The 15,193-nt window shown below is 59.8% G+C and carries 12 protein-coding genes and 1 pseudogene; 5 read left to right on the top strand and 8 right to left on the bottom strand.

The annotated features are described in order from the left end of the window. Positions 1–767: 767 nt before the first annotated feature. The 5 genes from K315_RS0104260 to glgB form a co-directional block, all read right to left on the bottom strand. Entirely contained in the window at positions 768–2,096 is a 1,329-nt protein-coding gene (locus K315_RS0104260; protein WP_029576336.1) for a Y-family DNA polymerase, read from the bottom strand. After that, positions 2,089–2,721, bottom strand: a complete 633-nt coding sequence (locus K315_RS0104255; RefSeq protein WP_081666391.1) for a LexA family protein — start codon at positions 2,719–2,721, stop codon at positions 2,089–2,091. Before K315_RS0104255 ends, K315_RS0104260 begins: the two co-directional genes overlap by 8 nt. Before the next feature lie 183 nt (positions 2,722–2,904). Beyond that, positions 2,905–4,035: a sensor histidine kinase gene (locus tag K315_RS0104250; protein ID WP_044085797.1), complete on the bottom strand. Its 1,131-nt coding sequence runs from the start codon at positions 4,033–4,035 to the stop codon at positions 2,905–2,907. Beyond that, complete coding sequence (locus tag K315_RS0104245; protein ID WP_015450393.1) at positions 4,035–4,790, bottom strand: response regulator transcription factor; 756 nt, start codon at positions 4,788–4,790, stop codon at positions 4,035–4,037. Before K315_RS0104245 ends, K315_RS0104250 begins: the two co-directional genes overlap by 1 nt. A 13-nt stretch (positions 4,791–4,803) precedes the next feature. Then, positions 4,804–7,032 (bottom strand): 1,4-alpha-glucan branching protein GlgB, encoded by a 2,229-nt coding sequence (glgB, locus tag K315_RS0104240; RefSeq protein ID WP_029576333.1) that lies wholly within the window; start codon positions 7,030–7,032, stop codon positions 4,804–4,806. A 231-nt stretch (positions 7,033–7,263) separates the two neighbouring features. On the opposite strand from glgB, the gene K315_RS0104235 reads away from it, so the two are divergent. Further along, complete coding sequence (locus K315_RS0104235; protein WP_029576332.1) at positions 7,264–7,866, top strand: CarD family transcriptional regulator; 603 nt, start codon at positions 7,264–7,266, stop codon at positions 7,864–7,866. A 104-nt stretch (positions 7,867–7,970) separates the two neighbouring features. Beyond that, entirely contained in the window at positions 7,971–8,447 is a 477-nt protein-coding gene (gene ispF, locus K315_RS0104230) for a 2-C-methyl-D-erythritol 2,4-cyclodiphosphate synthase (protein WP_033520764.1), read from the top strand. A gap of 36 nt (positions 8,448–8,483) precedes the next feature. Here ispF and K315_RS0104225 read toward each other — a convergent pair whose 3' ends face one another. The 3 genes and pseudogenes from K315_RS0104225 to K315_RS0104215 form a co-directional block, all read right to left on the bottom strand. Beyond that, a complete protein-coding gene (locus tag K315_RS0104225) occupies positions 8,484–9,326 on the bottom strand; it encodes a metal ABC transporter permease (protein WP_029576330.1) in 843 nt (280 codons plus the stop codon). Positions 9,327–9,684: 358 nt separating this feature from the next. Then, positions 9,685–10,296 (bottom strand): annotated as a pseudogene (locus K315_RS10975) (ATP-binding cassette domain-containing protein); the annotation flags it as partial. Between the two features lie 195 nt (positions 10,297–10,491). After that, complete coding sequence (locus K315_RS0104215) at positions 10,492–11,418, bottom strand: metal ABC transporter solute-binding protein, Zn/Mn family (protein ID WP_152571445.1); 927 nt, start codon at positions 11,416–11,418, stop codon at positions 10,492–10,494. 350 nt (positions 11,419–11,768) lie between these two features. Between K315_RS0104215 and K315_RS0104210 the strand changes: the two genes are divergently transcribed. The 3 genes from K315_RS0104210 (at position 11,769) to coaE (ending at position 15,091) form a co-directional block, all read left to right on the top strand. Beyond that, positions 11,769–12,650, top strand: a complete 882-nt coding sequence (locus K315_RS0104210; RefSeq protein ID WP_029576327.1) for a bifunctional methylenetetrahydrofolate dehydrogenase/methenyltetrahydrofolate cyclohydrolase — start codon at positions 11,769–11,771, stop codon at positions 12,648–12,650. A gap of 203 nt (positions 12,651–12,853) precedes the next feature. Beyond that, positions 12,854–14,332 (top strand): 30S ribosomal protein S1, encoded by a 1,479-nt coding sequence (gene rpsA / locus K315_RS0104205; RefSeq protein ID WP_029576326.1) that lies wholly within the window; start codon positions 12,854–12,856, stop codon positions 14,330–14,332. A gap of 123 nt (positions 14,333–14,455) precedes the next feature. Then, entirely contained in the window at positions 14,456–15,091 is a 636-nt protein-coding gene (gene coaE / locus K315_RS0104200) for a dephospho-CoA kinase (protein WP_029576325.1), read from the top strand. Positions 15,092–15,193: the final 102 nt, after the last annotated feature.

The raw sequence follows: 15,193 nt of genomic DNA, 5'->3' as shown, positions 1-15,193 counted from the left end.
GCTGGGCAGGATTGGTGCTGCCTCGGGTGTTTCGGGTGTCGGCAGCGATCATCGGGTGACGCTTGTCCCAGTACCTTCATCCGGACGGTCCGTTCGGGCCCGCGGCAGACCGCATATGACTGTGTTGTCGCATGCGGTGTGTCGTCTGCTATGTGGGGAATACGGGTACGATGCCGTGGTCGCCGATGTGCTGACAGTCGCGCGCCACGGGGGACGGTCGGTCAGCCTGTCCAGCGCGCAGCAGCGTCATGACCGCATGGGCGATCGGTTCCGTGTGCGCGGTCGGTTGCATGATGGTTGTCTACATGATACGGGTTGCCGCGACGTGGGTGTCGGGACGGTGATTCTGCTGGATGACATCATCACAACCGGATCCACATTGCGTGGATGCGCCGATGTGCTTGCTGCCGCTGGAATTCATGTCTCTGCAGCAATCGCCTTGGCGGATACGCCGCCTCGAGGTGGTTCGTCGTGTGTCAGCTGATTGCTGACTCGCACCAAGAATCAACTCTCAGCCACACCAGCCCTTACCTCCTCACAGCGCACCTCACCACAGTGCGCTCCCTCACAATCTATCTACGCTGAGCAGTGTTTACGCGTCGCTAGTTTGTGTGTCCTTACAAACTGCTTACGCTGAGCCCTCCGTTTGCGTCACTGGTTTGTGTGGTTTCGCAAACTGCTTACGCTGAGGGTGTTGTTTGCGTAGACGGTTTGTGGAGTGCGGTGTGTCGCGGCATCAGTCTGTCTGCCAGTCGGCAGTCTGTCTGTCAGTCGGCACGCACGACCGGCATCTCGTCCCAACGTGTGGTACAACGCGATGACAGCATCTCGCGCCGCATGGCCCATGCGGCTCCGGTATCGCCGTTGTTCCTGCCGTTTCCCCGGATGCCTGCGAAACCGATGCCTACGTGGGCCGGGCCGAATCTTCTGGCGACCTGTTCGAACGCCTCACTCAGACCAGAATCTGTCTGCGCACCCAGAGCAGGCAGAGTGCCATAGGACGCGGCATCGACTAATCCGGTGAGCATGACACCAACCCGCACATAACGCACCGAAGGGGTGATTCTGCCGTGGAGCGCCTGCCTGGCGGCCGCGGATATGATGACCGGGTCGTCACTCGGGTCTTGCAGGAGGATACTGCCGCAGACGGATGAGTACTGATCATGCTTGCTGAAAGGGCTGCTGGCACAGAACACTGAAACCCGCGTGCACAGGCTGTGCTGCCGTTGGAGCCTCCTGCAGGCGTACTGGGCGTATACGGACGCCGCTTGTCTGAGGCCTTCCTCGCCAAGAATCGGGGTGCCGAACATACGGGAGCATAATATCTGGCAGTCGCGCTTGCCTCCGGTTGCGTCGTTGTCATCCGCGATGCACGGTATGCCCCGCAGCTCCAGAATCGTCCGTTCAAGTTGCACCGAAAAGCGCCTGCGCATATTGACCGGATCCTGATCGCGCAGTTGCGCGGCCTGCCGTATGCCCAAGCCGCGCAGACGTTTAGCCAGTCTTCTGCCAATGCCCCAGACATCGTTGATTTCGATGGACGAAAGCACGGCTGTTCCTTGGTCGTCGCGCGACAAATCGCCCCATGTGGTAATCCCATGGGACGACGGATGCCGTTTGGCCCAATGATTCGTGATTTTCGCCAGAGTTTTGGTGGGGGCGATGCCGATGCTCACCGGTATGCCTATTCCCTGCAATACGGTTCGCCGCATAACGGCGGCGATTCGGCGTGTCCGCTCGCTGTCCCACGGCGAATGCATGAAACATTCGTCGATGGAGTACACCTCCTGTCTGGGCAGGAATCCCGACATGATGGACATCATACGCCTTGACAGGCTGCCGTACAGCTCGTAGTTGGAGCTCCGGGCGATGACTTGGTCGTATGCCGCCTCCTGACGGATGGTGAACCATGGCGTGCCGTTGGCGATGCCAAGCGCTTTGGCTTCGTACGACCGGGAAACCACGCATCCGTCGTTGTTCGACAAGACCACAAGAGGCTTCCCGGCTACCTCCGGATGGAATACGGCTTCGCAGGATGCGTAGAAGTTATTGGCGTCGGCGAGCACAATTGGATGCTCTTGCACACGGTCAGGCATGGCGCGACCCCCACCCTCCGTGCCGGTAGGCACCCGGATGCTGGGGAGCGACGATTGCGCCGCCACCGGATTTCGCCCCCGGATAGGTGACCGACGGCGGAACTGGTTGTTCTGCGTGGCGTTGGGCCGTCTTACGCTGCCAATGGTAGTTCCCGGTCACCACACCCCAAATCAGCAGGTCTTGGTCGGGGGAGGGGGTGAAATCCGGATACGCGGGATTTTCCGGGTGCAACACCGGGGTATGCCCGTGCATGACCAGCCGCTTTACGGTCAGCTCATCATCGAGGACGGCAACGACCACATCGCCGTCCTGCGGATCGAGCGCACGGTCAACCACCAGCAAGTCGCCGTCCCAGATACCCGCGTTTTGCATGGAATCGCCTGCCACGGTCACGATGAACGTGGTGTCCGGGTGCATGATGATATGTTCGTCAAGACTGAAGTCGCCATCGAAATAATCCTGCGCGACCGAGGGAAAGCCGGCGTGTACCGCCTCAAGTGCCTGCGGCACCGGTACGGGGGATTCCGATGCCGGATGAATCGAGGAAATGACATCTGACAGCCGGGCCATACCGGTGTCAACGCCGGTGATGCCCGGCTGGCGTGTTCTGACGCTGACGACCATCGCATACCTCCATTCGAACATATGTTCGAATTCAGTATGTCGGATAGCCACGACAAACAGCGGCGGGTGCCGCAGGACCAACCGCGACACCCGCCAAATACGTGAATGCGTTGACCGAATATGCCGAATACATCGAAGGCACAGAATGCGCCGAATGCACCGCGTCGGCCAATGCTAGCGCCCTTATGCGTCCCCACTATGCGCAGACTTGGCAACATCCGCCTGGATATGATGCTTGGGCAGTGTGATTTCGAAATCCGCACCGCGCGGGTCGTCCACGACACGCACCGTGCCGCCGTGCAGCTGGGCAGCCCACCGCGCGATAGACAGCCCGAGCCCGGTGCCGCCCGATTCTGTGCCGGGGCCGGTTTTGCCTTTGACGAAACGCCGGAAGATATCGCTTCTGGCCTCAACCGGAATCTGCGAACCGAAATTGACCACATTGGTCACAATAGTGTCGTTGGTTTTGTTTTCGTGCGTTTCAATCAACACCGCCGTGTCGTCGGGGGAGTGCTTGAGCGCGTTGCCGATGACATTCGTGAACAGTTGGCGCAGCCGGTCCTGGTCGCCTTCCATCGTCAGATCGTCAGGCACATGCATGTCGATGGTGTGGGCATGGCCGGAATCCGCGATTTCCAAAGGCTCGATGGTCTCGTCGATGAAATCGGCGAAATTGAACCGCTCGATTTGCAGGCTCGCCGCGCCCGCCTCCATACGGGACAAATCGAGCAGGAATGCGATCAGATCGCTCAATCGATGCGTTTGGTTGAGAATGCTCTCCATATTCGCCGGGGTCGGTTCGACCACGCCGTCGGCGAGATTCTCAAGCATCGCCTGCAGCGCCGAAACCGGTGTGCGCAGCTCATGGCTGACATTCGCAATCAAATCGTTGCGCATCTGGTCGGCGTGTTGAAGCTCCTCGGCCATTTCGTTGAACGATCTGGCCAGCATGCCGATCTCATCATTGCTGTCCGTGCCGGTCTGCACGCGCACGGTGTAGTCGCCTTCCGCCATGGCTTCCGCGGCGTCTCGCATCTGCCGCAGAGGCGTTGTCAGCCCGCGTGAGAAGAAATAGGTGATGCCCAAGGCCACGGCGAGCGTAATCGGCATGGCCACCCATCCGGTCAGGCCGACTTTAAGCAGGAACCATGCCATCACGAATGCGATGGCGGTGGAAATGACAATCAGGACGGACAATTCGAACTTTAGCGAGGAGAAGAAGCCGATAGGCCGTCCACTATCCAACAGCCGGTTCGCCCGCGGCCGTTTTTTCGAAGATTGATTGGGCCGGGGCGAATCTGACTGGTGAGTCATCAGCGGGTCTCGCTTTCGGCGTCGTCCTCATTGGGCTCCGGCGGTTCGAAGGCGTACCCGACACCGTGCGCTGTGCGGATCATTTCCGAGCCGAGCTTGTGGCGCAGGGCCTTGACGTGGGAATCCACGGTACGGGTGCCCGAAGCATCCGGCCAATCCCAGACTTCTTCAAGCAGTTTCTCGCGCTTGAACACGGTTTTCGGCTTACGTGCGAGGGTTGCAAGTAGGTCGAATTCTGTGGGCGTCAGGTGCACCTGTTCGCCGTTGAGCGTGACGATGCGCTGCCGCGGGTCGATGACCAGCGACCCGAAGTCGAGGATCTTCTCGTTCTCCAGGTTCTTGGCGATGATGGTGGCGCGCTCCACGCGGCGTAACAGAGCCTCGCAGCGGGCGATGAGTTCGCGCGGCGAGAACGGCTTGGTCATGTAATCGTCGGCGCCCGCGCCGAGTCCCATGACCTTATCCGATTCGGCATCGCGGGCGGTAAGCATCAACACCGGGACAGGACGTTCGGCGACGATGCGTTTCGTCGCTTCGATGCCATCCATAACGGGCAGCATGATGTCCATGATGACTAGATCAGGCTTGAGCTGCTTTGCCGCCCGGACGGCGGACGCGCCGTCTCCTGCGACGCGTGCCGTCCATCCGTTCGCGGTGATGCGCTGCGCTATGGCAGTGGCGAGATCGGGTTCATCCTCGACGACCAGAATCGTGCGTGATTTCTTGGGGTTCTGGCGTGCGGAAGTGTTGAGCATATGGGACCGCCTTTCAGTTCTCTGGTTCCAAGAATACCGCTCCCAACGCCGGAATGGTGAGTTTCGCCGACCAATCGCGGGAATGATAGGCCCCTGCGTCGGCCTCGAATTCGCCGTTGTGGATGCCGGAACCGCCGTACTGCTCGTCATCTGTGGTCAGGATTTCGCGCCAGCGACCGCCGCTCGTCAGTGGCACCTGGTAGTCCTCCCACGCTTCGCCAGAGAAGTTGACAACGACAACGAGCTGTTCGCCCTTGGCACCGATCCTCACGAAGCTCAGCGTGTTGTGATCGGCGTCATCGTTGGTCAGCCACTGGAAGCCGGCGGGATCGAAGTCCTGGCTCCATAGCGCCGGATGCGCCTTGTACATGGCGTTCAAATCGGCGACCAGATGCTGGATTTGGCGATGTTCCTTCCAGTTGAGCGCATCCCAGTCAACCGACCCGTTGTGGTCCCATTCGCCGTATTGGGCGATTTCGTTGCCCATGAACGACAGCTTCTTGCCCGGGTGGGCCCACTGATAGGCGAACAGCGCCCGCACGCCGGCGTATCGCTGCCAGTCGTCGCCCGGCATCTTGCCGAACAGCGACCCCTTGCCGTACACGACCTCGTCATGGCTGATCGGCAGGACATAATGCTCCGAATAGGCGTAGACCATTGAGAACGTGATCTCGTTGTGATGCCACTTGCGGTTGATGGGCTGCTCGTGCAGGTATTGCAGCGTGTCGTGCATCCAGCCCATATTCCACTTGAGGCCGAATCCGATGCCGCCTTGGTCCGTCGGGGCGGTGATGCCCGGATACGCGGTGGACTCCTCGGCGATCATCATGATGCCAGGGTTGTTCTTGTACGCCGTGGCATTGGCTTCCTTGAGGAAGTCGATGGCTTCGAGGTTCTCGCGCCCGCCGTAGATATTGGGATGCCACTGGCCGGGCTTGCGGCTGTAGTCGAGGTAGAGCATCGAGGAGACCGCGTCGACACGTAGCGCGTCGATATGGTACTCATCCAGCCAGAAGCAGGCGTTGGCGACGAGGAAGTTGCGTACCTCGTTGCGGCCGAAGTTGAAGATGTACGTGCCCCAGTCCGGGTGTTCGCCGCGGGTGGGATCTGGATCCTCATACAGCGGTGTGCCATCGAAGCGACCGAGAGCGAAGGCGTCCTTGGGGAAGTGCGCCGGGACCCAATCCATGATGACGCCGATACCGGCCTCATGGAATTTCTCGACCAGATACCTGAAATCGTCCGGCCCGCCGAGACGGGAATCGATGGCGTAGTATCCGGTCACCTGATAACCCCACGAGCCGGCGAACGGGTGCTCGGCAAGCGGCATGAACTCAACGTGAGTGAAGCCTTCCCTGGCGACATAGTCGACGAGCTGGTCGGCGAGTTCGCGGTAGTTCTTGATGCCTTTCTTCCAGCTGCCGGCGTGAACTTCGTAGATGCTGACTGGGCCGTCATGCGGATTGGTGCGTTTGCGGTGGTCCATCCACGTCTTGTCGTCCCAGGCGAATTGCGAATCGACCACAATGGAGCCCGTGGCCGGCGGAACCTCATGGGAGCGCTCCATTGGATCAGCCTTCATGACCCACTCGTTGTTCGCGTTGAGGATTTGATACTTATAGACTTCACCGGCCTCCACACCTGGGATGAACAGTTCCCAGATGCCGGAGGAGCCCAGTTCGCGCATGGCGTGCTTGCGACCGTCCCAGCCGTTGAAGTTGCCGACGACGCGCACGGCGTGGGCGTTCGGTGCCCACACGCTGAACGCGGTGCCGACCAGCTGTCCGCCACTGGTGCCGTCGTTGGAACCCATCGGGTCGTCATAACGCATGACGCGCGCACCGAGCGCCTCCCACAGCCGCTCATGCCTTCCTTCGCCGAACAGGTACATGTCAAGGTCGCCCACAGTCGGCAGATACCGGTACGGGTCGTCCTCAACGAGGGTCTCGCCATTCTCATAGGTGGTGGCCACACGATAGTCCGGCACACCCCAGCCGTCATGCGTTTCGATTGCAGGGACGGTCGCGCGGAAGATGCCGTTGTGCTCATGCTCGGCGGCATGACGGACCCGCTTGCCGCCCTCCTCTGTGATGATGTCGACGCTGGATGCCAGCGGACGCAGGACCCGCACGGTCACGGTGCGCTCGTCATCCTGTGCGAAATGCCCGCCAAGCACCTCATGGGGGTTGTAATAGCTTGCGTTGCTGACGGCGTCCAGTGTTCCTTGATCTACAGTAAACATGATGACATCTCCATTGATTCTCTCGTGTTCGTAGTGGTCATATTACGAGACTACCCGCAATTTGTGCAAAAGTCCCGCCGTGTCGTATGTTTCTTCTCACTTTTTTTCGCTGTCGATGGAATACGGGGTCGTGCTCGAGGAGGTGTCGTGATTCCATCATTATCTAAGTCTCGGCCCCTTGGCATAATATGTAAGGTTACGGTCTTTGACTACGTCGTTCACGGAGGGTTCATGGGTTACAAAGTCGGCGATATGGTCGTGTATCCGCGTCATGGTGCGGCACGGGTCGATGCGATTACCGAACGCACGGTGAAAGGCGTTACACGGCAGTACCTGCAGCTGTCTGTCCTGTCCTCTGACGGTCTGGTCATCAATGTCCCCGTGGAAAACGCGGAGAAGGTCGGGGTTCGCGATATCGTCGACGCCGATGCCGTGTCGAAGGTGTTCGACATCCTGCGTACGCCGATCGTCGAGAAGGAAATGAACTGGTCCCGCCGTTACAAACTCAATGTCGAGAAGATTTCAACAGGCGACGTGAATCAAATCGCCGAGGTCGTGCGCGACCTGTCCCAGCGCAATGTCGATGAGCACGGCCTGTCCGCCGGCGAAAAGCGCATGCTGACACGCGCGCGGAGCATCCTCACGTCCGAAATTTCGCTGTCCGAAGACATTTCCGAAGAGGAGGCGCAGCGACTGCTTGACGTCAACCTCGGCTACGCCGACCCGCTGCCGGGCGATGACAAGCATCACACCGAGGCTCCCGAGGAGCCGGCATCGCAGACGCTTGCCCGTCTTGAAGCGGAAAAGAAGAAGTCCAAGAGCAAGAAGAAGTGACCTTGGCTTCGGTGCCGTACGGGGATTCATCCGTGCCGATTCCTCAAGAACACCAGAACCGACGGGCTTCTGGGGTCCCGGTTCCGCAAATCCCGCTTGTGGGAATGGGGTTTGACGCCCATCGTTTCGCCAAGGACGCCCGTCCGCTGTGGCTTGCGTGCCTGAAGTGGGAAGGCATCGGGATTGAGGGGGATTCCGACGGGGACGTCGCTGTGCATGCCCTCATTGACGCACTGTTATCAGCGGCAGGATTGGGTGATATCGGCACGCTGTTCGGCGTTGGTGCTGACAGCGCGGGAGCCGGAGCCCATGGAACCGATATGCTCCGCACAACCTGCGACACTCTGCGTGAGCACGGGTTCAAACCGTTGAACGCCAGTGTCGTGGTTATCGGCAACAGGCCGAAAATGAGTGCCAATCGCGAACAGGCGCAGCGGGCGATGTCCCAGGCCGCAGGATGCCCAGTATCCATCACCGCAACCACCACCGACGGCATGGGATTCACCGGGGCGGGGGAAGGCCTCGCAGCGATGGCGACCGCGCTGGTCGTCCAATGCGATAATCCAGGCTCGATAGTCTAGGCACGACAGTCCGGTCTATTCGAGCACTATTGTGTGTTACGCGTTGGTGGTTTTCATGGCGGAGACGGCACGCGCAATAACCCAGAACAGGGTGGACAGCGTCACGATGATGAAGCTTGGCGGCGCCGGGAACATTGCTGAGAGCACCAACCCACCCCAGATGGAAACCAAGCACAGCACGCTCGCCGTGCACATGGCTTTCAGCGGGGATGCGGCGATGATATTCGCGGTTGCAGCCGGGGTGACAACGAGCGCGAAGATCAGTAAGGTTCCCACTGCGGGCACCGCAATGGTGATGACTCCCGCCATAATCGCCATGAACAGCACATTCATCAGCCCGATCGGCACGCCTTTGGCCTGAGCCACCTGCTCATCCAATGAGCTGAACAGCAGCGGGCGGTAGATGACGGCGAGTGCGATGACGAGTACGATGTCGAAAATCGCGAACCCGATTACCTGATCGTCTGTGATTGTCAGAATCGAGCCGAACAAAATGGATTGCATCTGTTGCGATGCCGAACTTGACAGCCGTGCGAAGAACAGGCCGAGACCAGTGGCGAAGGCTAGCACGGTTCCTGTGGCGATTTCGCGTTGTGAGGCTCTTTTGCCCAGCGCTCCAATGACGAGCGCGCCTGCGAGCGCGAAGATGCCGAGGCCCAAGGATACCGGCAATCCGAGAAGTACCGCGCCGGTCGCCCCGGGCAAACCGATGTGCGCCAAGGCGTGGGCGGCGAATGTGGAATGCCGTGCGATGGTGAAATATCCCATGGCACCGGCGGCCACTGCGATGCACAGCCCGGCGAGGAACGCGTTGTGCATGAATGGCATGCCGAGGGTCTGCGCCCACTGGGGATCGAAGGAGAAATCGATATCGCTCATGTTCGGGTCATGACCTTTCTGCCGGTGCCGCTGCGGGCGCATCCGGCTGATGCTGGTGCGCATGATGGTGGAATTGCGCCACTTCGACGGGTGCATGCGTATCCTGTTCGATGTCGTCTGGCTCGTCGGGGGACGGGGTGACGAACATATCGCCTTGCGGGGTGGTCACAACTTGGACGGTCGTGCCATACAAGTGGGTCAGCAGATTCGCGTCGAGTACGTCATTCATCGCGGCGTAATGGGGATGCCCGTCGAGCAGGTACACGGCTCCGGTGAGGATCGGCAGCAGCATGTTGAGGTCGTGGGCGACCACTTGGATGGTCATGCCGAGCTCATGGTTGAGCCGCGCCAGCACGTGGACGGTTGCGCGTTGGCTGGCCAGATCGAGATTGGCGAGCGGCTCGTCGAGCATGAGCAGCTCGGGGTCGCTCACCAACGCCTGTGCGATGGCGACACGTTGCCGAAGCCCGCCGGACAGTTGCGATAAACGGTAGGACGCTTTGTCGGCCACGCCAACAAAGTCCATCGCTTTGTGGGCACGATTGCGTTGCGCCGCAGTGGTGATATGGAAGCCGAATCGTGTGCCCGTCAGGCCGAGCAGCACCGATTGCTCCGCGGTGAGATTGGAATCGATGTCCGATGTGTAACTTTGCGGCACATACCCGATGCGCTTATTGGACTTGCCTGCCGGTTCTCCAAGGACTTCCACATTGCCGTGCGACAACGGGAGCAGCCCGAGCTCGGCTTTCATCATGGTCGTCTTGCCGGCACCATTGGTTCCGACGATGGCGGTGACCGATCCGCGCGGGATTGAGAAGGTCCCGTTGCTCCAAATCACACGGTCGCCACGGCTGACCGCCGCTTGGCTGAACACGATGGCAGCCTCATGGACGGTGTTCTTTGCGGTGTTTCTTTCGCCGCTGGTATTCAGATTGCCGTCCTGGGCGGCTTGGGGCGCTGATCCTGTCATGCTGACCTCCCGTGGATTGTCGTTGGAATCGGGCGCATCCCGTTGTCTGTCTGAAATCAAGCCGTAGGGATGTCGTATGAAAACAAGTATGACAAATGATGCTGACAATCATTCTCATTTAGTCGGGGATAAAACCAATACCGCGACCAAGGTGACCAAAGCAATCGCGCAACGGTATGGAGCTCAGTCGCCCCGTTACTGCGCCGATGACGGGCTCGCGCTGCTCGACGGATCGCTGGAGGACTGGCTTGCAGAAGACGGGCTGGGGGAGGCGTCCTGCGTATTCGCATCAGTAGCGGTGCCGTCGGACGTATCGTTCGACGAGTCCTTCTCATCGGTTTGCGCGGCGGCGACCTGCTTGGTCATGGTTTCGACAAGCGAGGAAATCCAGCCGGTCAGCGTGTGCTGGTCGGAAGGCATCTGCTCGGTGATTTCAATGACGGGCACCTTGTTGGCCGTGGCCGTCTTCTTTAGTAGAGCCGCAGAATCGCTGGATTCCTGCGGATTGTCCACCAGCAGTTTTGCTTTGTCTGATTCCAGAAGCTCCTGGAACTCCTGCAAATCCGCTGGGGCCGCCTCTCCGCCTGACGTGACGGACTGCAGATAGCCTTGCGGTGTGACGTCCTTGAGCTTCATATCAGACATCAGATAATAAGCGACGGCTTCGGTGGCTGCATACGTGGTGTTCTTGTGCTTCTTGGCGAAGGCGGCCATGGCATCTTCAAGGTCTGATTCCTCGCTTTGCCATGTCTTGAGACGCTTATCGAAGGACTTCTTCTTGGACGGCAGGATTTTGGAGAAGGTGTCGGCCAATTCGGTCGCCATCGCTTTGCGCGCGTCTTTCGAGAACCACAGATGCGGGTTGTCGCCGGAAATTGCGCCGACGGTGGAGGCTGCGGAGACGCTGACCGTGCCTTTGGCGATGCTCTTCGAAGCCCATGAGTCGTAGCCGGCTCCGTTGGTCACGACGACCTGGGCCTTTTGGATTTCGGCGATGTCCGAGGTCTTGGGCTCGAAATCGTGGGCATCGACGTTCGTGGAATTAAGAATCGTGGTGACCTTGACATCATCGCCGCCGATTTCCTGCGCGAGGGTGCCCCACTGATTGACGGATGCCATCACAAGGATCGGCCCCTTCGAGGCCGTGGCTGAGGGCGTCGCCGAGGAAGCAGGACGCGGGGTGGGTAAGCACCCGGCAAGGGGAAGGAGCAATGCGATGGCCGCCAGCGCCGCGAACCATGTTGCCAATCTGTTGCCAAGCCCCCGTGTGCTCATGTTGCCACCTTTTCTCTGTCTGCTGTGCCCTGTTCGCTGAACGACTCGGTCTGCTGAGCGCTCCGCATGCCGGAATGCGCGCATGTTCTCTCCCCACGATAGCTTACGATACAGAAAACGTAAGTTGCGCCGCTCCTGTCCGCTCCGGGGCGGCGCAGGCATGTTGTTGTGGTCGGGGCGGCGTCAGGAGGCACAGCATGCCCATCGTATTGGACGGCAAAAGCGTGGCTGCCCAGATCAAAGCGGATTTGAGCACCAGAGTCGCAGCGCTCAAGTGGCAAGGGATCCAACCGGGTCTCGGCACGCTTCTGGTGGGTGGTGACCCGGGCTCCGTCAAATACGTTGCGGGCAAACATGCGGATTGCGCTGAAGTGGGCATCACGTCGATTCGCCGCGATCTGCCCGCCGATGCGACCGAATCGCAGATCGTACAAGCGGTCGACGAGCTGAACGCCGACCCGGCATGCACCGGCTTCATCGTCCAACTGCCGTTGCCCGTCGGTGTTGATGAACTCTCGGTGATTGCGCGCATCGATCCCGGCAAGGACGTCGATGGCATGCACCCGTACAATCTGGGCGAGCTGGTGCTGCACACCTCCGGTGAAATCGCCACGCCGCTGCCATGCACGCCACGTGGCGTGCTGACCCTGCTTGACCATTACGGCATCGGGTTGGACGGCAAGGAGGTGTGCGTGCTGGGGCGCGGTATCACCATCGGCCGCACCATCGGGCTGTTGCTGACCAGACGGAATGTCAATGCGACTGTCACCTTGTGCCATACCGGCACCAAGGATGTGCACGAGCATATGCGCCGGGCAGATGTCATCATCGCGGCGATGGGCTCGGCCGGTTTCGTCACGCCGGATGACATCAAGCCGGGCGCCGTGCTGGTTGATGTCGGCGTCTCGCGCGTCTGGGACGAGCAGACGGGCAGGTATCGCATCAAGGGCGACGTGGACAAGGCGTGCTATGCCAAGGCCGGCGCTTATACGCCCAACCCGGGTGGAGTGGGGCCGATGACGCGAGCCATGCTGTTGGCGAATGTCGTGGAGATCGCGGAGCGCGCCGCCGCTCGCTGAAACCACGTGTATATGCGGTGTCGTGCCTGCCGGTGTGGGGTAACCACGCAACCGTGGCATTCCGGGGTACGACACGCCGTATTTCACCGGCGGCATTTGTGCATGGTACACGCTAAACTCGGTCAAGGTATGTCTCCATGGGCATACCAGATAACTGAATAACGATTTTATCCATCTACTCATTAACAGAAACCACTATTTTAATGGCAGAAAACAATAAGGAAGTCACCAAGGTCGCGATTAACGACATCGGCACCGAAGAAGACTTCATCAAGGCAGTCGATTCCACCATCAAGAACTTCGATGATGGTGATCTGGTCGAGGGCACGGTCGTCAAGGTCGACCGTGACGAGGTCCTGCTCGACATCGGCTACAAGACCGAGGGTGTCATCCCCTCCCGCGAACTTTCCATCAAGAAGGACGTCGATCCCGACGATGTCGTCGAAGTCGGCGACACCATCGAGGCCCTTGTCGTGACCAAGGAAGACAAGGAAGGCCGTCTTATCCTGTCCAAGAAGCGTGCACAGTATGAGCGCGCCTGGGGCGATATCGAGAAGATCAAGGAAGCCGATGGCGTTGTCGAAGGCACCGTCATCGAAGCTGTCAAGGGCGGCCTCATCGTCGACATCGGCCTGCGTGGCTTCCTGCCTGCCTCGCTCGTTGAGATGCGTCGTGTGCGCGACCTGTCCCCGTACATCGGCCAGAAGATCAAGGCCAAGATCCTGGAGCTCGACAAGAACCGCAACAATGTGGTGCTGTCCCGCCGCCAGTATCTCGAGGAGACCCAGTCCGAGGTCCGCGAGACCTTCCTGTCCCAGCTCAAGAAGGGCCAGATTCGCGAAGGCGTCGTGTCCTCCATCGTCAACTTCGGCGCGTTCGTCGATTTGGGCGGTGTTGACGGCCTGATCCACGTGTCCGAGCTGTCTTGGAAGCACATCGACCACCCGTCCGAGGTCGTCAAGGTCGGCCGGAAGGTCACCGTCGAGGTGCTCGACGTCGACATGGACCGCGAGCGTATCTCGCTGTCCCTCAAGGCCACCCAGGAAGATCCGTGGCAGCGCTTCGCTCGCACCCACGTTCCCGGCCAGATTGTCCAGGGCAAGGTCACCAAGATCGTGCAGTTCGGTGTGTTCGTGTCCGTCGAAGACGGCATCGAAGGCCTCGTGCACATCTCCGAGCTGGCCAACCGCCACGTCGAGAACCCGGAGACCGTCGTCAAACAGGGCGAGACCGTGTTCGTCAAGGTTATCGACGTCGATCTCGATCGTCGCCGTATCTCCTTGTCCCTCAAGCAGGCGAACGACGCTGTCGATCCGAACTCCGAAGACTTCGATCCGGCGCTCTATGGCATGCCGGCCGAGTACGACGAGGACGGCAACTACAAGTATCCGGAAGGCTTCGACCCGAACACCAACGAGTGGATCGCCGGATACGAGAAGCAGCGCGAGGAATGGGAATCCCAGTACGCCGCTGCCCACGATCTGTGGGAAGAGCACAAGGCCTTCGTCGCCAAGGAGCTGGAGAACGCCGCGGCTTCCGCAGCCGAGGACGGCCAGGCCCCTCGCGAAGAGAAGGTCCAGGAGACCTCCAACTACTCCTCGAACAATGAGTCTGAAGGCACCCTCGCTGGTTCCGACCAGCTGGCCGCCCTTCGTGAGCAGCTGCTCAAGGAGAAGAAGTGAACGATGCCAGTCATCACTGACTGACATGGTTGACTGACAAACCAACGGTATGGCCCCGGCACTTCGGTGACCGGGGCCATACCGTATCTTGCGCCGGCATGTCGTGCGGCTACCATGGAAAACATGGTGATACGAATCGGACTGACCGGAGGCATCGCAGCCGGGAAAAGCACGGTTTCCCGCAGACTTGGCGAACTCGGGGCGACAATTATTGATTACGATGCCCTCGCCAGGCAGGCCGTGGAACCCGGGGGAGTGGCATTACAGCGCATCGTTGACGTGTTCGGCCCTGAGGCCGTTGGTGCAGACGGCAAGTTGGATCGCACCTGGCTCGCTGAACGTGTATTCGGTGAGCATGCCGATCCTCATGCAAGGCAGCGTTTGGACGCCATCGAGCATCCGTTGATTTACGAGTTGGCCAAACGGATTGACATGCAGACTGCCCGGCAGAACAGCTCGGCCGTAATCGTCCATGACATCCCGCTACTCGCTGAAGTCCTTCATGACCTGCCCTTCAGTTTCGATCATATCGTCACAGTCGAAGCGCCGGAATCAATACGCATCGAACGCATGATTCGCACACGGGGAATGGACAGGGTACAAGCGCAAGCCCGGATCGCCAGCCAGAGCAAGCGGTCGGCCCGAATTGCCGTGGCGGACACGGTCGTGGACTCCAATGTGGATGTGAAGACCATGCTCGAGCGCATCGACTCACTCTACGCCACTTGGCGGGACGAAGCGAACGCGCACGGCAGATAAGCGGTAGAAGCTGGCGGTGAGCGGGCATACTGCATTATCGAACATTTGTACGAATCACTTGATATGCTGGAAGAATCAGCATACGGACGGGTCATGCGGGAC

It is taken from the genome of Bifidobacterium thermacidophilum subsp. thermacidophilum DSM 15837 (assembly GCF_000426425.1).
GTDB classification, from domain to species: Bacteria; Actinomycetota; Actinomycetes; order Actinomycetales; family Bifidobacteriaceae; genus Bifidobacterium; species Bifidobacterium thermacidophilum.
This window is presented reverse-complemented; position numbering and strand designations above follow the sequence as displayed.